Annotated in this window: 12 protein-coding genes and 2 pseudogenes; 4 read left to right on the top strand and 10 right to left on the bottom strand. The window is 45.6% G+C overall.

Annotated elements, in window-relative coordinates; translation table 11 throughout:
- Positions 1-10: 10 nt before the first annotated feature.
- Positions 11-4,981, bottom strand: coding sequence for an amino acid adenylation domain-containing protein (locus QUB61_RS11175; protein ID WP_333127824.1), 4,971 nt, complete (start codon positions 4,979-4,981; stop codon positions 11-13).
- A gap of 152 nt (positions 4,982-5,133) precedes the next feature.
- Between QUB61_RS11175 and QUB61_RS11180 the strand changes: the two genes are divergently transcribed.
- Positions 5,134-6,243: an alpha/beta hydrolase gene (locus QUB61_RS11180; protein WP_333127826.1), complete on the top strand. Its 1,110-nt coding sequence runs from the start codon at positions 5,134-5,136 to the stop codon at positions 6,241-6,243.
- A 77-nt stretch (positions 6,244-6,320) separates the two neighbouring features.
- On the opposite strand, the gene QUB61_RS11185 is transcribed toward QUB61_RS11180, so the two are convergent.
- On the bottom strand, positions 6,321-6,584 hold the full coding sequence (locus tag QUB61_RS11185) for a transposase (protein ID WP_333127828.1): 264 nt from the start codon (positions 6,582-6,584) through the stop codon (positions 6,321-6,323).
- Between the two features lie 819 nt (positions 6,585-7,403).
- On the opposite strand from QUB61_RS11185, the gene QUB61_RS11190 reads away from it, so the two are divergent.
- Both QUB61_RS11190 and QUB61_RS11195 read left to right on the top strand, forming a co-directional pair.
- A complete protein-coding gene (locus QUB61_RS11190) occupies positions 7,404-8,537 on the top strand; it encodes an AbrB family transcriptional regulator (protein ID WP_333127830.1) in 1,134 nt (377 codons plus the stop codon).
- Positions 8,538-8,694: 157 nt separating this feature from the next.
- The gene (locus QUB61_RS11195) at positions 8,695-9,624 is read left to right on the top strand and encodes a TauD/TfdA family dioxygenase (protein WP_333127832.1); all 930 of its coding nucleotides are present in this window, start codon (positions 8,695-8,697) and stop codon (positions 9,622-9,624) included.
- A 117-nt stretch (positions 9,625-9,741) separates the two neighbouring features.
- Here QUB61_RS11195 and QUB61_RS11200 read toward each other — a convergent pair.
- The 4 genes and pseudogenes from QUB61_RS11200 to QUB61_RS11215 form a co-directional block, all read right to left on the bottom strand.
- Positions 9,742-9,918, bottom strand: a pseudogene (locus tag QUB61_RS11200) (IS701 family transposase); the annotation flags it as partial.
- 238 nt (positions 9,919-10,156) lie between these two features.
- Positions 10,157-10,283 (bottom strand): annotated as a pseudogene (locus QUB61_RS11205) (ISKra4-like element ISMiva1 family transposase); the annotation flags it as partial.
- 353 nt (positions 10,284-10,636) lie between these two features.
- A complete protein-coding gene (locus tag QUB61_RS11210) occupies positions 10,637-11,071 on the bottom strand; it encodes a hypothetical protein (RefSeq protein WP_333127834.1) in 435 nt (144 codons plus the stop codon).
- A gap of 380 nt (positions 11,072-11,451) precedes the next feature.
- Positions 11,452-14,787: an amino acid adenylation domain-containing protein gene (locus QUB61_RS11215; protein WP_333127836.1), complete on the bottom strand. Its 3,336-nt coding sequence runs from the start codon at positions 14,785-14,787 to the stop codon at positions 11,452-11,454.
- Positions 14,788-15,457: 670 nt separating this feature from the next.
- On the opposite strand from QUB61_RS11215, the gene QUB61_RS11220 reads away from it, so the two are divergent.
- A complete protein-coding gene (locus QUB61_RS11220) occupies positions 15,458-17,227 on the top strand; it encodes an EamA family transporter (RefSeq protein ID WP_333127838.1) in 1,770 nt (589 codons plus the stop codon).
- A 410-nt stretch (positions 17,228-17,637) separates the two neighbouring features.
- Here QUB61_RS11220 and QUB61_RS11225 read toward each other — a convergent pair whose 3' ends face one another.
- The 4 genes from QUB61_RS11225 to QUB61_RS11240 form a co-directional block, all read right to left on the bottom strand.
- Positions 17,638-19,632 carry a bifunctional serine/threonine-protein kinase/formylglycine-generating enzyme family protein gene (locus tag QUB61_RS11225; RefSeq protein ID WP_333127840.1) on the bottom strand — a complete coding sequence of 665 codons (1,995 nt, stop codon included), beginning with the start codon at positions 19,630-19,632 and terminating at the stop codon, positions 17,638-17,640.
- Positions 19,633-19,711: 79 nt separating this feature from the next.
- A complete protein-coding gene (locus QUB61_RS11230) occupies positions 19,712-19,957 on the bottom strand; it encodes a hypothetical protein (protein WP_333127842.1) in 246 nt (81 codons plus the stop codon).
- Between the two features lie 242 nt (positions 19,958-20,199).
- Complete coding sequence (locus QUB61_RS11235; protein WP_333127844.1) at positions 20,200-20,511, bottom strand: hypothetical protein; 312 nt, start codon at positions 20,509-20,511, stop codon at positions 20,200-20,202.
- Positions 20,512-20,680: 169 nt separating this feature from the next.
- On the bottom strand, positions 20,681-20,881 hold the full coding sequence (locus tag QUB61_RS11240) for a type II toxin-antitoxin system HicB family antitoxin (protein WP_333127846.1): 201 nt from the start codon (positions 20,879-20,881) through the stop codon (positions 20,681-20,683).
- Positions 20,882-21,470 lie beyond the last annotated feature (589 nt).

The raw sequence follows: 21,470 nt of genomic DNA on the forward strand, positions 1-21,470 counted from the left end.
AATAAAATTTTCATCCTCTCTCTTTACTTTCTCTGTTCAGCGATGACAGCTTCACGCGACGATTCTCGCGAGAAACAGGCACTAAAGTAGGAGCTTTAATTTTAGCATCGCTCTCTTTCAAACTCTCCACAATCTTAGATAATTCTGCAATTGTCGGCGCTTCAAAAACGCGGCGCAAAGGCAACTCTACCCCGAAAACATCTCGCACTCTAGAAACAAGCTGAGTCGCCAGTAGCGAATGACCTCCTAATTCAAAGAAATTGTCTCGGATACCCACTCGCTTTATCCCCAAAACCTCAGCCCAAATTTTCACTAACACTTCCTCAATAGAAGTATGAGGCGCAACATAACCGCCAGCCCATTCTAAGTTAATCGGCTGCGGTGCGGGCAAAGCGAGGCGATCGACCTTTCCGTTAGCCGTCACCGGTAGCGACTCCAGCACCACAAAAGCCGACGGAACCATATATTCCGGCAGTTTTTCTGCTAGATAAGCCTGCAACTGCGGCACTAATTTACGTGCTGCTTTAGCTTGTAAGGGATTGTTAGCATAAGAGCGCCAAGGACGCAAGTTATCGCGTCGGGTTTCTCGCACAAAATCTCTAGTTTCGCCCCGTGCAAACACTACATCGTAGCGCCCTTGACTGTCGGAATTAGACAAACTAATATTAACATTATACGGAACTCCCAAAGCATACCACACTTCGGGATCTACTCCTAAATCCTCGACTTTTTCCACGGCTTTCTGCAACTGACCTGCTGTTGGAAATTTATCGATAACAGACAGCAACTCTGCCGTCTTAACTGCTGCCGTTACCCGCGCATTAGGCACATTAGCAATTCTTAAAACATCGAGTTGATTTTGCAATAATATTTGTTGCACCTTGGTAACAGTCAGATTCTGATTTTCATCCAACCAATCCAGCCGTTTTTCTGCGCGCCACTCCCCTTTTGGCGATGATTTTGGGCGTGCTGTTTCAGACGCAATATGCAGAATAGCATTGTACCGAAAATCAGTTAACTCATTGCGATCGCTACCGCGAATTAATTGAATCTCTACGCCACCAATCTGCGGAAAGCGGTGCTTTAATGCGCTAAAAAAATCGGGCTCAATAACTAACTCTGTTTCTTGAAAAATTTGCATTTGTACTCGCTGCTGCAACTGTTCGCCAGCGAGAGAAGGTTCGGCTTGATACAGTTGTACCGAAGCGTGAAAAGCTCCCAGCAGCGGCAAGCTGCGGACATCTCCGATGAATATAAAGCCGCCGGGAGCAGTTGCTTTCACCGCACCTTCTAGCACCTGCACGAGATAGTCGATATTCGGGAAATATTGCACGACAGAGTTGAGAATTACTGCGTCAAAAGCTGCTGTCTCTACTCCTTCAAAGTCTGTCGCCATTTTTTGAAGCAGCGTTACATTAGCTAACTGTTGATTTGCCAAGTGCTGTCGAATATAGTTTAGCGAAATAGGTGAAAAGTCGGTTCCGCAATATTGAGTGCAGCGAGGGGCAATTTGGAACAGCAACAAACCCGTGCCGCAGCCAATTTCTAACACTCGGCTAGGCTGCAAAGCTAAAATTTGGGCGGCTTGATTGTTCGCCCAGTCGCGCATCTGTTCTGCTGGGATTGGCTGATTAGTATAACTGCTATTCCAGCCGACAATATTAAATGTTGGATCGGAGTCAACAGCAGGTTGATTGTAAGTTTCATTGTAGAGCATTTGCCACTGCAAAACCTGTTCGTCCTGCAATTGCATTATTTGGTTTTTTTCGCGGGCAACGCTATATTCAGGATTCAGGGCAATATAAGCTACTAAACGTTTATCTCCCTGTCCATCTTCCGAAGCTATTGCTACAGTTTGCTGCACCGCCGGATGTTGAGTTAATAGTGTCTCGATTTCTCCTAATTCGATGCGGAAACCGCGAATTTTTACTTGTTCGTCAATGCGTCCTAAAAATTCAAGGTTGCGATCGGCTCTGTAGCGCACTAAGTCGCCGGTTTTGTAAATTCGCTCTCCTGAATTTGGTTTAAACTGAGATGTTGCACCATTATCGAGAACAGGCAAGATGCCTGTTCCACAAGAAAATTCATCTCTTGTGGAACAGGCATCTTGCCTGTTCCTAAACAAGTCATTGAGAATGGTGTCTGAATTTGGTTTAAAAGGATTGACAATAAAGCTTTGTGCGGTTAAATCTGGGCGGTTGAGGTAGCCGCGAGCGAGTCCGTTTCCGCCGATGTACAATTCGCCAACAACGCCGATCGCCACTGGCTGCAAATATTTGTCTAATATGTAGATTTGAGTGTTAGCAATGGGGCGGCCAATTATCGGGGCGATGTCTGTTTGCTCTGTTACAGGAATATAACCGGAAGTTGTGACGACGGTGTTCTCGGTTGGGCCGTAATTATTTACTAGCTTAAATGGATGGGATTTTAAAGGATGTTGTTGCAGTTTTTCGCCGCCTGCGAGCAAGATTCGCAACGCTGTTGTTTGAGGCCAATCTAATAGCAAAACTTTCTCGGCTAAAGGTGTTGGCAAAAAGCTAATTGCGATCGCGTTTGATACTAACCAATTTTGCAGTTTTTCAGGATCTCGCCTGATGTCATCTTCTGGAAAGTAGATGCTAGATCCCGCGGCGAGATAAGGCCAAATTTCCCACCCGCAAGCATCAAAGCCGATCGCAGCAATTTGCGTTGCTCGATCGCCCGCTGACACCTCAAACTCTCTTTGATGCCAAAAAACGAGATTTAACAAGCTCCCGTGCTCAATTTCAACTGCTTTCGGCTTTCCCGTGGACCCGGAGGTGTAAATCGCGTAAACCAGATTTTCGGCTGTGGCTGCGCTGGTGGGATTGTCGGCGATTTCTTGGGAAATCATCTCCCAGTCTGTGTCTAAATAAACTATCTGTAAATTGGGCGATTCCCTGCGGGATAGCTTCGCTTCACGCAAATTGTCTATCCATTGCTGCTGAGTTAACACAACAGATAATTGAGCATCTTTTAGCATAAAGCTCGATCGCTCAGCAGGATAGCTCGGATCTAAAATTAGGTAAGCTCCTCCCGCTTTCAGGATACCCAACATCCCCACGATCAGATCGAGCGATCGCCCGCAGCAAAGCCCGACTAAAACTTCCGCCCCAACCCCCATTTTTTGCAAATAACGTGCTAGTTGGTTGCTGCGGAGATTTAGCTCTCGATAGGTGACTCGCTCATCTCCAAATACCAGCGCCACCGCATCCGGTGTCCGAGCGGCCTGCATTTCAAATAGCTGATGGATGCACAAATCTTGCGGATAATCTGCCTGAGTATTGTTGCATTCAACTAATAAATAATCGCGCTCTTGGGCGCTCAAATATTGCAAGTTGGCAATTCGCTGTTCGGGATTTGTCACAATGCTTTCTAACAAGGCTTGAAAATGCCCGATCAGGCGGGTAATCGTAGCTTCATCAAATAAATCGGCGCTGTAAATAACCATGCCGCTGATGCCCAGAGAGCTATCAACCCACAGCTTATTGCTGGGCGATTGGTTGCTTCCCGAGCTGTTGGGCGATCGCTCCCACAAATGAAACTCCAAATCAAACCGCGCTGTACCCACATCTAACTGCTGCGGGCTCAGTGTTAATTCTGGCAATTCTAACCGATTCCCCGGCGCGTTTTGCAGCGCAAACGCCACCTGAAATAAGGGATTTTGGTTCAACGCGCGATCGGGGTGCAGTTCTTCTACTAACTTCTCAAACGGCAAATCTTGGTGAGCGTAAGCTCCTAATGCTACCTCTTTGACTCGGTTTAAAAGTTCCCGAAAAGTTGGATTTCCCGACAAATCTGTACGCAATACCAAACTGTTGACAAAAAACCCGATTAATGCTTCAATTTCACTGCGGTTGCGATTGGCGATCGGCGAACCTACAACAATATCTTCTTGCTGCGCGTAATGGTAAAGCAACGTTTTAAAAGCTGCCAGCACAGTCATAAACAGCGTCACTCCTTCGCGCTGGCTCAACGTTTCTAAAGCCTCGCTCAGTTGTTTTGGCAGTTGCAAAAATAGCCTTTTGCCTCGGTAACTTTGAATTGCTGGTCTGGGTCGATCCGCAGGCAAATTTAGCATAGAAATGCCGTTTAACTGCTGTCGCCAGTAAGCAAGCTGCGTTTCTAAAACTTCCCCTTGCAGCCATTCGCGCTGCCATTTTGAAAAATCAGCATACTGGATCGACAAAGCCGGTAAAGGCGAAGGTTTTTCGCTAGCAAATGCCGTGTAAAGTGCGCCTAATTCCTGAATTAGCACTCCGATAGACCAACCATCGGAGACAATGTGGTGCATATTCAGCATTAGTAAATATTCGGCATCATCTAACTGCAATAATGTGACTCGCAGCAACAAGTCATTGGACAAATTGAAAGAGCGTTGAGCTTCCTGGGCCGTGAGCCGGTTTGCTTCAGTTTGTCGAGATTCCTGTGGCAAGTTTCGCAAGTCCACTACATTAATCGGGAGGTGGAAAGCAGCAGCTATTCTCTGAACAGGTTGCCCCGAAACTACTGCTAGAGTCGTGCGTAAAGCTTCGTGGCGGCGCACAATTTCATTGAAAGTTTGTTGCAGCGCCGAAAAATTGAGCGAACCTGTCAAACGCAATGCTGCGGGAACATTATAAAAAGGATTGTTCGGTACTAATTGGTCGAGAAACCACAAGCGCTGCTGTGCAAAGGAAAGCGGTAGATTTCCGTCCCGCCCCATAGGAACAATCGGTGTAGGAGTGAAACTAGAAGTACGATTAGCTGCTTTTAAAAAGGAAACAATTTCGGCTTTTTTCTGAGAAATTTCGGCGCGCAGTTGGGGTGTAATAATTCCTTCTGGAGCGTTGCAGCGCAGGATCTCGCCCTCAACAAAAATATTAATATCTAGACTGCGAAGGTAAGATAAAAACTCAACTAACTCAACCGTGACAGAATCTCTGGCATTTGGCGATGAACTCGATATTTTTGGCTCTGGCATTTTGAGTCATCCTGTGATTACTTTTGCAAATATAAAAGAAATTCCGCCAGCGCACAAGCTAAGAGCTTAACTTACCCCTTGCCTACTGTGGCCTAACCTCAGTATGATTCTGTGTGAATCCGCAACCCAAATTCTACCCAAGGTTTCAGCTTATGCCGTTCATGCCCTTCAATTTCCTGTTCCTATGGCTGGTGGGACTCCTGTCCATCGGGGTACTTGGCGGAGGTATATACATTATTTACGAATGGTACATCGGGGAACTTGTAGGGATTTCCTACTTAGTCAGCGGAGTCTTGATGGTTCTTTGGTCTGTTGGCGGCCGCTTTATCAGTTTGCCGCTGTTCCGGCGCCCGGGTGCTGACGAACCCAAGCCGACGCGGACGGGTACGGTGCAGCGGGTAGAGAGGCCTGATGGCACTATTTTACAAGTAGAATTCTACGGCCCAGAGGACGGACAGCCGATTATTCTCTCCCACGGTTGGGGGCCCAACAGTATGGTTTGGTATTACGCGAAACGGCAACTAACCGATCGCTTCCGAGTGATTGTTTGGGATCTTCCAGGTCTGGGAAAATCCACTCGACCAAAAAACAGCGACTACTCCCTAGAAAAATTTGCCCGCGATCTCGAAGCCGTCATTGCCATAGCAGGAAATAAACCTGTTATCCTACTCGGACACAGCATGGGCGGCATGATTTCTCTAACATTCAGTCGGCTTTTTCCTGAACTTCTCGGTAGTCGAGTAGCTGGTTTAATTCTGGTAGATACGACTTATACTAATCCCGTCAAAACTGCTATTTTTAGCGGTTTATTACGCGCTTTGCAAAAGCCGCTGCTCCAACCTCTGCTCTACCTCACCATAGCTCTTGAACCCATTATGTGGGGAATGACTTGGCTGAGCTATCTCAATGGTTCACTGTACATCAGTGTAGAAGTATCGGGATTTAAAGGCACTGAAACGCGCGGTCAATTAGAGTTCTCAGCTTTCTTATCAGCCTTGGGTTCTCCCGGCGTTCTCGCTCGCGGCACACTGGGAATGCTCAAATTTGAGGAAACAAAAACTTTGCCATCAATTGACATTCCTGTGTTGGTGATCTGCGGCGATTCAGATATCGCCACTACGCCCCCAGCTAGCCTGCGAATGAAAGCAGAATTACCTCAAGCAGAGCTAGTTACTATAAAGCGAGGAGGACACATGGCATTAATCGAGCACAACCAGCAGTTTGCAGAAGCTGTCAGGGCATTCTGCACTGAAATTTCCTAACGGGACTTAAACAAATTTCAAGCCCAAACAGAGCATCGAACTGGCTTTGCAAGCAGAGAATACGTCCCAATTTTCGTTCAGCCACAACACACAAACCGAAAAGATATCGCTGTTCTCTCCACTGTTTGTAATGCCAATATACTGTTGAGTAGGGTGGCAAGTATGCAGGGTAAGTCTGCCCAATTACAACCATCTTTGAGTTGATAGAAGATGCCCTTTAAAATTTCTCTTTGACTCCAGTTAGAGGGACGAGTTTTCTTTTTCAGTGGCAATATTTGATTGAGCAAGGGTGACAAAGTTTCCCATTCGGCATCTGTGAGATTAGTAGAGGATGGCATCATCCGATCTGAGTATTTTGATGGTAATTTTACCTCAATTCTGTAGGGGGCAACCTACTACCCGATCGCCCGCACGAGTTCGATCGCCCGCACGAGTTCGATCGCCCGCACGAGTTCGATTGCCCGCAGCCGGGCCGATGGTCCACTGTGAGTCAATCGGATGCACAGGGCGATCGTTCAAAGATGTCAAATGGGTTTTATAGAACCTATTTGACATCTTTGAGGCTGCGAGTCGATCGTCCGTTGCCTGTCGAGCGCCCGTTCTCTGTCGAGCGTCAAAAGAGATCGAGTGGGTTCACAAGAACCGCTAAGCTGTTGTGCATTTAAATTGTATATTTCGAGTCCCGATCAAAAATCGTCAAATCCTCTCCCCCTCTCCCCTTCACCCCCTCTCCCTCTCTAATACCATAGGCAATCTAGATGCAACACAGCTTATTGACAGGATCCTCCTTTAGAGATTGCCCTTTTTGTCAAGTACAATTTATATTAAATTAGATGAGCTTACCCTGGACGGCGTTACTCTCATGTCTGTACTCATCAGGAGAAAATTTAGCCATATCTGGATTTCGGTCTTGACTTTTGTTTATATCTACCGTATAGTCAACGCAGGATAAAGACAAGAAGCAAACTCCAATTGTTAACCAACTAGGTTTACAAGTTACGCCCCAATCAAACGCAAATATCCAAAATGTCGGCTGGGGTAGATATGCTCAAAAGCCCCTACAAGTAGTGCTTGAATGACAGAAATAGTCAATACAATATCTGGTACCTCTGTGTAAGTTCTAATGTTAAGATTTTTGACTTATTTCCGAGGTGAATGCCGTGCAAAATAATCTAGCTACTTGGTTGCAGAAAATCGTTTCAAGCTTACCGGAGATAAAAAAGATTTCCGAAGAGCTAGCTGTCGCAATTATAGCAGGTTTAGGATTCAACTATTTGCATCTTCCTGTAGGTTGGCTACTAGGTCCGATGGTCGTAGGAATTGTTTATGCAGTCGAGGGAGGTAGTCCCCAATCTGTACCTAGTGCTTTTATGGCGATTGGACAGGCAATTATCGCGATCGCCACGGCACTCAGCTTTGACTTTGAAACACTGGAAATGGCAAAAACCTACGCTATACCTTTATTGCTAGGTATTGTAATTACAGGTACCGTAAGCCTATTCAATGGCTATCTATTATGTAGGTGGACTGGCATCGATCGGGCAACTGGTTTTTTGGGGTGCATACCAGGTGCGGCTCATAGCCTTGTGGCAATGAGCGATGAAATGGGAGCTGACGCGATCGCTGTTGCCATACTCCAGTATATTAGAATGTTGCTGGTAGCGTTAATTGTACCAACTGCAGCAAGTTTCTTGAGTTCCATAGACGCGAGCGCCCAAGCTGCGGCAACTATCCCAACACAAAGCAATCTCCCAATGCCAATGTTTTTGAACCTATTGGTACTAGCTGTATGTGGCGCCTTGGGGACTTGGGGAGGACGGCGCTTGAATCTGCCCTCATCTGGATTCTTGGGACCTTTTTTTGCTAGTCTAGTAACGTTTTGGCTGCTGCCATACCAATTAAAGATGCCTCAAACGGTATTCGCTGGAGGACTGCTGTTAGTTGGACTCTCCATAGGTCTAAAGTTTGACTGGCAAACTGTCCGTAAGCTCAGGAAAGCAGTGCTGATTGAGGTAGCTTTGGTAATTTTACTGATTCTGATTTGTATGGGAATTGGATATGAGTTTCATGCGATCGCGCACATAGACGTGATAACTGGGATGTTAGGTTTCTCACCAGGAGGAATTGGAGTCGCGATCGCTAGTGCTATGCAGCTAGGTGGAAACCCAGGGTTAGTCCTAGCAATACAGATGACCAGGCTGTTGCTGATTCTGTTGCTTAGCCCGTGGTTGGCTGCGTTTTTGATTGAGCCAGTGTCAAGTTCGAGTATTCAAGCAAAAGAAGAAGAAGCATAAACAAAGTTAATTGATATTTTTTGACGGGTTATCATTTCTCTTATAAACTGTTGTGCATTTAAAATGCGTATTTCAGAGGTTGAAACCCAATACTTGCTTAGATAGCCTCGAAAATTTAAATGATGAACAGCTTAGTCCTTCTAATTAATTCGTCAGTATGTGGAAAGAAATTCTTAACGGGGCTAAAAGCGAGATTGAAACAGATGGATACTGCGTGATTAAGGCGGGAAGCACAGAGCGCTCAGTGCTCCTGGAGTTGACTGAATATTTTGGTAAACGCCAGCGTCATCCACTCGTTGATGAGTGGGGAATTCACGAGGTTAGCACTCTTTCTTACGACAAGAATGTACCCATCGTTAAGCAACAATACTTAGGCAATACTACACAAGAGCACCCACTCCACACGGACGGAGTTTATCTTGATGGAATCGCAAAAACAAAAGACGGTCGCCTCCTCCAGATTAAACCCCCGCAATTAGTTTTTATGCAGATGGTGGAGACGGCAGAAGAAGGCGGTGCTAACGTGGTGTTAGATTGCCAACAGGTGTTAGAGGATGCTCTGCATTCGACTCCAGATCTGGTTGAAGTCTTGTTGAAACCTTGCGTTGTCTACTCTCGCGACGACCAACTTGTCTGTTCCCCAGTTTTTGAACAAATTTCGGCTAAAACTTGGAGGATTCGCTGGCGCTATGATTTTACCCTTCTGGTAGAGGAGTCGGCGTGCGACGCCCTCAAGCTTTTTTATAGTAAATACATATCCAACCCCAAGTACCAGAAGCGTTTTTATTTGCAGCCTGGAGAGATTTTAGTCGTAGACAATTTCAGAGTAATCCACGGTCGAGAAGCTTTCAAAAATCGTCCAGAAAAACCCCGCCTGCTGCGCCGATTGTGGATTGCAGATACGGAAAAAGTTTTCGTCAACCCACTTGGTCAACCAAGCCATCAACGGGTCTACGACCAATATGAGCCGTACAGCTATATAGAAGGAGAACATAAAAAACCTCTGATTTCTGTCTCCACGGGTATACGGCTGAGTCCAGACAGCCAAGATATTGCCAAACAACTGTTGTTCGGGTCTCCTCTCTGAAGAAGTCATAAGCTGTCACGCATTTAAATTGCATATTCAGGGCGGGCGAGACGGCCCACCCCACAAGACACCGAATTGTTTGTTGACATTCTATTTAAATGCCGCAACAGCTTAAGTTACTCCGACGGCGTTTGCCGCCATCTGCGAGATGTTTTTTCGCTCACTTTCTCCCAATAATCCCCCTAAATAGTTCCTAAACTCTCGTTTTTGGGCTTGATGACCAAAGATATCGTCAAATCTTTGACACCATTTATCAAAGCAGGGGGGTATCGCGGCGGGGGTTGTCTCTTTCATTGCTCATTCTTTAACGTTATATGCTTGCAGAGGAAGCATTATAGCTCATTTAGATCGTATTTTTTGTTTAAGTCCCGCTAACTAAAAATGTGAGTTAAAATCCTGTAGGTTCTGGCTGGGGATACCTTAAAATTCCGCGTTGGACAATTTGAGAATGATGCTTGTGGGTGTCCCGCCTGCTGTGAAAATACACGCCTTCGGGCGGGACGCCCGGGTGTATCTCACTTTTGCAGATACATCAAGCTGAAAGTTGACCATTAAGATAAGCACAGCCAAGAGAAAAGATAAAGGAAACACTCTCGATATTCCACGCTCGCCCCGATAGTTTCACCGAAGCGTCCCATTCGTTTAATCGTTGATTCAACGAATGGGTAAACGCATCTTAACTGGAACCCAAAATATGCTATAGTTAAATCCGACTAAAATTCAATGTACTTTGTTGTATTTTATGGGTTTTATCAATGGCAAGAGGTTTTAGTAAAGCTGTAACTTTTCAACAAAAGCAAACTGATTCATTGCCTTCGATGATTTTTTTTAATACCAGTTTTTTAGAACATTTTGCCAATTTGAATAACCCGAGAAGAGAAAGAAGTAAAAAACATTTACTCAAAGAGGTAGATTAATCATTTTCTACTTTATTTTTAATGCCCTGCAAGCAACCTTACCAGCACATAGGCAGCCCCAGCCTTTAGCAGCTCATCCATCTAATAAACGAGCCTCACTCACGATCAGAATGGATCGCTCTCTTTTTGGGCGTTTCAACAAGCACAGAAATCACGAGCAAACTTAGCCCCATGATTTTAATCAAGGCGTTGACTGCGTGTGCATACTCCCATTGGTCACGATACCGCGTCCAATCTGCTGGAACGGGATTCGTCAACCATTGGGCGAATTCAGCATTCATTGGCGCGACAAATACGATCCAACTCACAAACGCTAGCACCAAGAGAATAGCTCCGCCCAACGTCCAGTAAAAAGTTGAACCATGTTTGCGAACAAGAAATGCCAGCACGATTGCTGTCAAAATCGCTGTAATTTCAAAAGCTGCGCCGACTGAGCCAAACAATTTATAAACATTTTCAAAGACCGTTACTCTCACCCAAAGTTGCTGGTCAAACTGCATTCTTTGCGGTAACTCTAGCAAATGTGTCATAGACAAACTCAGACTAAATGAAGCCAGCATCAGTGTTATGAATCGCCACGCTCGTATAAATGTCATGTTGCTTTGCCCTAAAGCATATATATCCCTCTGCAACTTATGTTAGACCAATAATGAAATGCTGCGTAACTATCGGAGGGCATAACTAAATTAGCTGATGGGTTTGAAATTTCTAACTAGCAACCTCATAGATACTCCAACTCTATAGAACCCATTTGACATCTTAGGGAGAGGCTGCAAGCCTCTTCTACTTTTGCCGAATTTTTGGTAACTTAATAATGAAGAGGAGCGAGTTTAAATTATGTGATTAGGTTGAAGCGAATGGACGCCCATCCCACAAAACAATCAAAATCATCCCGCAATTATGTAAGGCCTTAAAATTCCACATTTTCGCGCTCATTTTCGTCGGTTCTGGGAGTATCCAAACCTTTCGCAGCCCAGCGCATTGTTTCAATGTATTTTGCCAGACTCGCCACAGTCGCAGCCTCAAACAAATTGCTGACCGATAACTCGACTTGCAAAGCGTCTCGAATGCGAGAAATCAACTGAGTTGCTAGCAGGGAATGCCCACCTAGTTCAAAGAAATTATCGTAGATACTAACCTGCTGTTTTCCCAAAACTTTAGCCCAAATTTTCCCGATCGCGTTTTCGAGATCGGTCCGAGGCGCTACATAATTTTCTGTTAGATCCTCGCTGTCTGTATCTAGATCGGGCAAGGCGCGGCGGTCTACTTTGCCATTAGGCGTCAGTGGCATATTTTCCAACACTGCATAAGTTGCAGGAACCATATATCCTGGTAACTTTTCTTTCAAAAATTGGCGCAAGTCACTTGACTTGAGATTGGGAATTTCTAATTTTTCATTAATGCCGTCAGGAATAACATAAGCTACCAAATGTTTATCGTCGGGGATGTCTTCCCTCACAATTACTACTGCTTCGCGCACTTGTGGATGCTGGCACAAAGCCGCTTCAATTTCTCCCAATTCGATGCGGTAGCCGCGAATTTTTACTTGGTCGTCAATGCGACCTAAAAACTCGATGTTGCCGTCAACCCAATAGCGACCTAAATCACCTGTTTTATAAAGGCTAGAACCAGATTTATTGCTAAAAGGATTAGGAATGAATGCAGCAGCAGTTAAATCTGGCTGGTTGAGGTAGCCTTTCGCCAGTCCGTCACCGCCGACGTACAATTGACCTACAACACCGATCGCCACCGGCTGCAAATCCGCATCGAGGAGATAAATTTGCGTGTTGGCGATCGGGCGGCCGATGGGGATAGATGTTGCGGTTTCGGGTACGTCTTGCACGCAATAATAAGCCGAAAATGTGGTATTTTCTGTAGGCCCGTAAACGTGAATTAATTTAGTGGTTGGCTTTTGTTGGAGAAGTTTTTTAACCCATCTCATATCGACCGCTTCTCCGCCAAACAGCAAGCAGCGCAGCGAATTAAAAGCTTGCGGTAAAACTCTAGCAATTTGTTGAAATAAGGCAGTTGTTAAAAACAAAACTGTGATGGCTTGTTGGCGCAGTTCTAAGGCTAAATCGTGAGGCGAAAGGGTAATATTTGTGCTAATTCCCACGAGTTGAGCGCCGTTAAGCAAGGCTCCCCAAATCTCGAATGTGGCTGCATCGAATGAAGCGTTTGATGCTTGGGCAATTTTATCGGTAGGTTCTATTTTTATATAGTTGGTGTTGAGTACCAGCCGATTTACTGCTTTGTGGGTGACAGCAACTCCCTTGGGTTTTCCTGTTGAGCCAGATGTGTAAATAACGTAAGCTAGGTTGTCTGCTGTTACGGTGTTGGCGGGATTTTCGGCGCTTTCTTTGGCTATGTGTTCCCAGTCGCGATCGAAGTAAATCACCGAGTTTGAGAAGTCTCGGAAATTCTCAATCAATTTATCCTGAATTAGCAAGACTTTAACTCGAGCATCTTCCAGCATCAAGTTTAGCCGATCGCGCGGATAGCTCGGATCTAACGGTAGGTAAGCTCCTCCCGCTTTCAGTACAGCCAACATCCCGACAATTAGGTCGATCGATCGCTCTGCACAAAGCCCCACTAAAACCTCCGCCCCCACGCCCAGTTTTTGTAGATAGCGCGCCAGTTGGTTGCTGCGACTGTTGAGTTCTCTGTAAGTGAGGTGCTGGCTGTCGAAAGTTAGGGCGACATCCTCCAGATGCTGCAGGACCCCCTCTTCAAATAACTGATGAATGCACTTATTTTGAGGATAATCTGTGCGAGTATCGTTCCATTCTCTGAATAATTGATTCACTTCATCCTCGCTCAATAAAGGTAAGTTAGCGATTCTTTGTTCTGGATTAGCCACAATGCTTTTCAGCAGCGTTTTAAAATGCCTCAGCATTCGGGCGATGGTAACTTCATCAAATAAATCCGTATTGTACACAGCTACGCCTCTGAGCCCTTCCGAATCTTCCCACTGTTTGCCGTATCTGCTCCTAAAGTTATCGGAAGCTTCCCACAAATAAAGCTCTAAATCAAAGCGCGTTGTTTGAGTCTCCAAAGGGAAAAAACTCAACTTTAATCCTGGCAATTCTAGCTCGTCCAGCGGCGTATTTTGCAGGCCAAATACCACCTGAAACAGCGGGTGGCGATTCAACGATCGCTCTGGGTGCAATTCCTCGACTAGCTTCTCAAAAGGCAAATCTTGGTGAGCGTAAGCTCCCAGGGTTACTTCCCGCACCCGGCCCAAAAAATCTCGAAATGTCGGGTTTCCCGAGCAGTCAGTTCGCAGCACTAAAGTATTGACAAAAAAACCGATTAATGCTTCTATTTCGCTCAGGTTGCGATTGGCGATCGGCGAACCTAAAACAATATCTTCTTGTTGCGAGTAGCGGTAAAGCAAAGTTTGAAATGCTGCGAGCACTGTCATAAATAAAGTCGCTCCTTCTCGCTGCGAGAGCGCTAAGAGTGCGTTTTTCAGCTTTTTAGGCAGTTCTAAATATTGAGTTTTTCCCCGATAATTTTGCCTAGCTGGTGCAGGGCGATCGCTCGGCAAATTTAACGCCGAAATCCCGTGCAATTGCTGCCGCCAATAAGCTAGCTGAGTTTCTAATACTTCACCTTGCAGCCATTCGCGCTGCCACTCGGAAAAGTCGGCATATTGAAGTGATAATTCTGGTAGGGGAGATGGCTGTTGATTTATCAAAGCTGTATAGATAGCCTCCAATTCTCGAATTAGTATCCCGATCGACCAATCATCGAAGGCTATGTGGTGCATATTTAGCAATAGAATATGCTCGGTTTCTGTCAGGCGCAGGATGGTTACTCGCATCAGCGGCCCCGTGGATAAATTGAAAGGGCGAAGAGATGCGGCTGCGGTGAGTTTATGTGCTTCTGTTTCCCGTAGTTCTGGTGGCAGATGTTGCAGTTCTAAGAGTTTTAAATGAGTCTTGAAAGCGGGAGAGATTATCTGCACGGGTTGGCCTGATACCGCGGCAAAAGTTGTCCGCAAAGTTTCGTGGCGCTGCACTATTTCGTTGAAGGTTTGCTCTAAGGCTGTTAAGTTGAGGGAACCAGTTAAGCGCAGGGCTGTTACTACATTATAGAAAGGGTTTTCCGGTGCGAATTGGTCGAGAAACCACAAGCGCTGCTGGGCAAATGATGCCGGAAAGACAAACACTTCGGCTTCTGAGGAAATATTCAGTTTTTGTAGATCGTCTGTAAAGGAATTGTCATAAATTTCGGAGACCATATCTGTTGCTCTTGGGGGATGGGATGTGTTAGTTTTTTGATGTGTGGGGTTGCTTTTTGAGGGTGCGATCGCCTCTTAAAACTTTCGCGAGCAAAAGATCGGAACTTTTAAAATCATAAATCTGGGTGCGGGAGTGCGGGAGAGACGCGGGCAAAAGAAAGGGGGTTTCTGCCTGCAGGATCGAGTTATCCGTTGAGGGGCTAGGAGTGCGACCCCCCAATCAAATTTAGTCGCAGAAGGGGTCAATCGATTTGAGATTTTAGATTTGAGATTTTAGATTGAAGCCTTGACCCCACGGATAAATTCGGGGGGCAAGTTTCATCGGATACAGGTTTTTTATTTCTGGGTCCTGAGTCTCCGAAGGAATGAATCCGGGGGCTTGTATCCTGGATGCTTTCGGTCATTAGGCTGGTGATTCGGGTGCCATCGGGTGAGTTAGATGTGAGAATTACCGGGAGCAATCCGTGGGGAGGTCAAGCTGTAGTATGATTTCTAATTGCACAAAGTGTTCTTGGGACGATCGCCAATTTTTCACATCTCCAACTGAGCGACTACTATTGATTAAACAGTGTCCGCAATCTTTTAGATCAACTCACTATAACTTGCGACCTGATTTGCCAAAATACTTAAGAACACTGGACGTGCAGTTTAAATTAGAGGTTATAGGCTAATGGCGCAGCGGAACGTATACTCGTCAAAGGGCGAGCCAGAGGATGCACAATCAGCAGAAGAAGTTCTCCACTCAGTAATGCAAGAACTGGACGCTTTGCATGAAAATGTCAAAGGCCAGTTAAATCAAGACATTACACGGCTGCAAACAGAAAAAAATCACCTGATTGAGGATATTGAAGGCCTGAGAGAGCAATATCGCAAATTGCAGTCTCAGCAAATGGAAGCTCTGTCTGGGCGATACATTCAGCAGCAGCAATTGTGGCTGAAGCAGTTGGCTCAAGTTTTGGCTCACAATTTGCAGGATTTGTTGGTGCAGCGGTTCAACGAACTCAGCGCTAACTCGGGACATTCTCTCAGCAGCCCTATTCCCAGCGGCGAGTTCCCGATACCGATGCCGCCGAGCAACTACGGCGAACGAGCCTCGGAGTTGCTCGCGGCGCTGGATGAAAGGATCGATCGCAGTTTCCAGATGCTGGAACAAGATTTGAGCAGCTATGAAAGCGAGCTTTCCATGCGGCTCAACAATATGCAAACCCTAGAGCGGCAAGGGGAAGAGCTGTTACAAAATCTCGTAAACCGCATCAGGGAAGAAGTCGAATCAGAAGAAGAATATCTTGAGAATCCTTTCGATGCTCAAGATTCCTATCCCGAGGAATCAACTAATTCTGTCCGCGCGCACGTTCTGCCGCCAACACCTGCGGATAGGCCGCGGGAACCCGTGCCGCAGCCCTCTTCAGTGCCCTCGACCGCACCCGCTAAAGCACCTTCTCAAGTACAGACAGGTTTGGTGCTGGCTTTGTCTTCGGCGGTGGTATTGTCGCTGTTTAATGTTTGTTTGAGAATTCTGATTAAAAGCAACAATCCTCGGGTGGTTTTTGGCTTGTTTGAATTTCCCGGGGTGGTGACTCCGGGTTTTGGAAATTCTTTGTTGATTTTGTTGATGCGGCTGATCGTGGTGATGGCTTTGATGCCGATATTGGCGACATTTCTGTATCCTTCTGTGTGGAAAGATATTAGGCGGTTGTTCCAGTCGGGCGATCGAGCTTTGTGGAGCAAGGTTTTAGGAAGCGCATTTTTTCTGTTTTTGTCTCAGGTTTTGATTTATTTGGCGATCGGCAATATTCCGGCGGGGATTGCGATTACGATTTTCTTTATTTATCCGATCGTCACCGTACTGGGTTCTTGGATCTTGTTTGGCTCTCGCCCCAGCAGAGTCGGCTTTTTGGCGATCGTCGGGATTACCGCAGGTCTGATTTTAGCTGGGTGGCCGAGTTTTGCAACCTCAGCTCCGGGCGGCGGCAATGTCGGGGTGGGAGTCACGGCTGCACTGGCTTCTGGGATTACCTTTGCAGGTTACGTATTGCTGACGCAAATGGCCGCCGGCAAGCTGCACCCGATTCCTTTTAGTTTAGTTAATTTCGCCGCGATTTTTGTATTTTCCTCCCTGAGTTTGTGGGTGCCGCTGTCGGAAAATTTTGCTCCTAAAATCGACCAAAATGTTTGGCCTGGTTTGATTGTGGGAGGCGTTGTTTTAGGGGTGCTGACGCTGTTTAGCTATCTTTTGAATAATTTTGCCATCCGGTTCGCGGGGGCAGCCTTAGCGTCAGTAATTGGCACTTTGGGGCCGGCGATGACCGCACTCTTCGGGTTTATAATTATCAATGAGAACTTGCAGCCTGTGGCAATTTTCGGCATGGCTGTGGTGACGTTGAGCGTGGCTGCTATGAGTGTGGAACGCATAGTGGCTCCTCAGAAGAAGGCTAGTTAACGCTTGAATTTGGGCGATCGGCCATTCAAAAACCCGGTTTATTCAATAAACCGGGTTTCTCTATGCGGACACAAGATCGTATCAAATTTGTTAGCATCGGAATTATTCCTATCTCTTTTCTCTTTATCTGCGTGAATCTGCGTGAATCCCTTGTCATCTGCGGTAAAGAAATTCTCTTGTTTTAACCGCAGATGAGGGCAGATGCAACACAGATTAACGCAGATTAATTAGCTCGATTTCGGTTGCACCATCCATCCGTGATTGTTGACTGTTGACTGGATTTGACGGCTGACGATGCAACCGGAATTGATATCAATAGACTTATTGCATAAATCTTCGATCGATCGGGAAACCGCAGATGCAACGCAGAGGCATTTCAAGATAGGAGAGCGAATGCCTCCAATTCAAGTCTAAACAAGAGAAACAACCACTCGAAAACCCACAATACTAGCCTTGCAATTCGCCTGATATCGGAGGCGACACGCGCTGCCACAATTCGGAGAATGATCGTTCCAAGAACCCCCCCGCAACAACCTCAGCGAAGAGTCGCCGTCAGACTCCCAAACGCTGCCATCAGCAGGCGCACCGTTATAATTATTGTGCCAAGCATCCGCGCACCATTCCCAAACATTTCCGTGGAAATCGTACAATCCGAAAGCATTGGGTTTAAAAATGCCAACATCTGTCGTTTGAAAGCGATAAACTCCTTTCGGCGCCTCAGCGTAATTAGAATTTCCGTTGTAATTTGCTAACTCGCTCGTAATCATTTCCCCAAAGTGAAACGGCGTCTGAGTTCCCCCCCGGCAAGCATATTCCCATTGGGCCTCACTAGGCAAGCGATAACGCTTACCAGTTTTTCGAGAAAGTCTAGCGCAAAACTCCACAGCCTCGTACCAAGATACATTTTCTACAGGTCGATTTGGACCTTTAAAACGGGCCGCATCGGGATCGAGAAATATTTTAATTTCCGGCAGCGCCGCAACTGCTGTCCACTGTGCCTGAGTGACGGGAAATTTGCCCATATAGAAAGATCCTAAAGTTACTCGGTGCTGCGGTTTTTCGTCGCTGTCACCCCGATCGTTTGGGGAACCCATAAGGAAAGTACCGCCAGGAACAGATACCATTTCCAGGACTGTACTGCTACCGAGATGTTCTTCAAAAAAACCCGCTTTGCCGCTCTTAAGATTACTTTGCTTCCCGCTCTTGTCTATAGTCACTACTTGAAATTCAAAACTGCTTTTGACAAGAGAACTTCTCTGTGGTGCCTTGCTAGGAGGCGGATTGGTGTTGGATTTTTCCCTCGGATTTACAGAGACATTGCTGTTGATTTTGCCGCTGAGAGTGAGCGGGGGATTGATAGCAACTTGTCCTTCCTTTGCCCGCAAATAATTTATATCTCGTTGTCCTCCATTGACAAACTGGGGTTGGGGAGGTAAAGAATAGAGATTTAAAGCTTTGATTACTTCATCAGCAGATTGATATCGATTTTTAAGATAATCTTGAATTAATTTATCTAAAATGTTTCCCAACTCGGTGCTGATTTTTGTGCCGGCGGGCAACCGTTTTCTCCACATCCAGCCGCCGTTTATCGGGTCGTAAAGGTCATCGGTACCGTCAGCTTTTGGCAAACATTGAGTTAGCAGTCTCAGGCAAGTTATCCCCAAACTGTACAAATCGCTTCCGGGGAAAACTTGACCCCGCATTTGTTCCATCGGCGAATATCCGGGCGTTCCTACCGTTGTGCCTACTTGGCTCATCAGCGAACCCGTCACTTGTTTGGAAATGCCGAAATCTATCAGAACTAACTCTCCTCGCCCTCCCCTTGGGAAAGCGGAACTGCGAAAATTTCCCGCCTTAGGCAGAGATGAGGTAACAGAGGTGCGGCGGCGGATGATATTCTCAAGTTTGATGTCTCGGTGAATGACATTGCGCTCGTGCACAAATTTCAGAATCGGCAAAATATCTGCCAGCAACTGCCAAATTTTTTCTTCGCTAAAAACGCCCTGCTGAGTTAATTCAGCCAGTAAATTTTGCCCCTCAATCAACTCTTGTACTAAATAAAGTCGGTTGTCTTGTTCAAAATAAGCAATTAATCGAGGAATTTGGGGATGTTCGCCGAGTTCGTAAAGCCGTTTCGCTTCTTCTTTAAACAATTCTGTGGCTTTTTCAAGTGCTGAGGTTCCTTGAAATTGGGGCATAAACTGCTTGATGACGCAGGGATCCTCCATGCGATCGGTATCAACCGCTTCATAAGTTCTGCCAAATCCCCCTTCGCCCAACAGTCGAATCACGCGGTAGCGGTTTCTGAAGAGAGGCGTGAGGTCGGGCTTGCCGCAACTTTGACAAAATTTAGAGTTGTCGGGATTGAAAGGATTAGAACACTTGGGATTAGAACAGTAGAACATATCTGGGAAGAAATGATCCGGTTAAGATTATGATATATCTTTTTGGCCCCCTCATGAAATACTAACAATTAATAATGGGTTATTGACCGTTGACCGTAGGGAGGGCATTACCGCCGCTTGTGTCGCCCCAAGGGAGAAAGTAGAAGGCAGAATTTAAAACGCCAATTAATCCAAAGAAAGCGATTTGAGTGCCAAAAATGTTAGCGCGAGCGATCGATTTTAGCAACCCGCTTACGGCCGATATTCGTCTGGGGATATTGGTAATTTCTTTACAGAGGCCAGTAGAGTACAACTCGGCGATCGCCCAACCAAAAAGCGATCGCACTCAAAGAATTATCGGACGAGAAACTAAGAAAGCGATTTCAATAAGCAATTCAATCGCTTCATCGGGGCCTAAGAATTCTACAAGCTCGATAGTCCTTAAAGGCGATCGGGGTAATTTCAACCTAAAATATCATATTTCTGCTGCATTTGGCAAACTTTCCGCCTCCTGCTAAATAACTTTATTTTTTAATACTTTGACTACTAAAATAACTGATATAAACAGAACACAGCATGATACTGACACTATTGTTTCTTTGATATTTGTGATATGAATACAATAAATCCCTGCTCTTTAATCAAGGCAGAAAAACTTGAAACACAAAATGGCATGAGATATAACCTGAATGCCTGCCAACGATCTCTTTCGCCCTTACTAGAAGAAACACTTAGCATCAGGCCCGTACCGATTACAGCACTTATACCAATTGAATTGATCCATATCTTAACCGCAGGATCAAAATGAAAACAAACTACTATAACATACCAAATGAGATAGCACCAGAGAATAGCTTTATCTAATTTGATTTCGTAAAGATATTGAATCCACCATTTCATAGGTTTAAAAAGGCTTTTACCTTTTCATTTTTTTTGATGAAGACAACCCGGTGGATTGAATAATTAGGGAGGGAGAGCCGAAGAGTCTTCTAACGAGAAAAAGCGATTCTTTTTAGCTCCCAGCCCTGTCGCTCAACCATTTTGCAGAGTGCTTTGCCAGAAACAGATTTTATAGAGATAACTCAATTAACTGTTTCTCCGGCGCAAGTTCATTTTGTTGACTGGCGACTTCAAGCCAACCCTGAACAGCATCTTCAAGGATCTCTAACAACTGTTCATAACTCTTTTCCCATGTGTGACAACCTGGAAGTGTTGGAACTGAGTCGCACCACAGGCTATCTTCTTGCCAGATAATCGCCTTAATCTTCATGATTAATCTCTAATAGCTATCTGAAGAGGATTTTAGGATATCACTCCAAAACTTGCTTTTGAAGCGATCGCCCCCAGGTAATTTTGAAGTATTGGCGATCGCGATCGAGGCATAATGGCTAAGATGAGTTCCTGACAATTCTAAACTCCACCTTCTAGTTGATCCAGGTCATCTACGGTTAATGGCGCTCGAGCGCTATTTTCTGCTGCATTTCTTGGACAAAAATTGAGATTTTATCCTAGCAACTATAAAAACAAGAACAATTCAGATTTTTTATTAAGCCGTGGAAGGCTTGAGACACATAGGCCCTATATTCAGGCTAAAGTATCGCTACTTCATCATCAATTTCTACCCAACTTCCTCTCCTGCACCACCCATTGCTCGAATAGCTTAGCACCCATTTTGTATCGCTCGTCCCCTAAGTTTTGAATCACGCCAGTACCCGCCAGAACCTCCAAGGAATCAGCAACTTCTCCAAAACTAAAATTTGTGGTTTGAACCAGTATTTCGGCCAGGGTAAACGCATCTTAACTGGAACCCAAAATATGCTACAGTTAAATCCGACTACAACTCAATGTAGTTTGTTGTA

The organism is Microcoleus sp. C2D2 (assembly GCF_036702495.1).
Lineage (GTDB): Bacteria > Cyanobacteriota > Cyanobacteriia > Cyanobacteriales > Microcoleaceae > Microcoleus.

What these genes read in the sequence shown, in the direction of transcription:
- QUB61_RS11175 (WP_333127824.1), bottom strand. Translation starts at nt 4,981, where the DNA reads ATGCCAGAGCCAAAAATATCGAGTTCATCGCCAAATGCCAGAGATTCT.
- QUB61_RS11180 (WP_333127826.1), top strand. Translation starts at nt 5,134, where the DNA reads ATGCCGTTCATGCCCTTCAATTTCCTGTTCCTATGGCTGGTGGGACTC.
- QUB61_RS11185 (WP_333127828.1), bottom strand. Translation starts at nt 6,584, where the DNA reads ATGATGCCATCCTCTACTAATCTCACAGATGCCGAATGGGAAACTTTG.
- QUB61_RS11195 (WP_333127832.1), top strand. Translation starts at nt 8,695, where the DNA reads ATGTGGAAAGAAATTCTTAACGGGGCTAAAAGCGAGATTGAAACAGAT.
- QUB61_RS11210 (WP_333127834.1), bottom strand. Translation starts at nt 11,071, where the DNA reads ATGACACATTTGCTAGAGTTACCGCAAAGAATGCAGTTTGACCAGCAA.
- QUB61_RS11215 (WP_333127836.1), bottom strand. Translation starts at nt 14,787, where the DNA reads ATGGTCTCCGAAATTTATGACAATTCCTTTACAGACGATCTACAAAAA.
- QUB61_RS11220 (WP_333127838.1), top strand. Translation starts at nt 15,458, where the DNA reads ATGGCGCAGCGGAACGTATACTCGTCAAAGGGCGAGCCAGAGGATGCA.
- QUB61_RS11225 (WP_333127840.1), bottom strand. Translation starts at nt 19,632, where the DNA reads ATGTTCTACTGTTCTAATCCCAAGTGTTCTAATCCTTTCAATCCCGAC.
- QUB61_RS11235 (WP_333127844.1), bottom strand. Translation starts at nt 20,511, where the DNA reads ATGAAATGGTGGATTCAATATCTTTACGAAATCAAATTAGATAAAGCT.
- QUB61_RS11240 (WP_333127846.1), bottom strand. Translation starts at nt 20,881, where the DNA reads ATGAAGATTAAGGCGATTATCTGGCAAGAAGATAGCCTGTGGTGCGAC.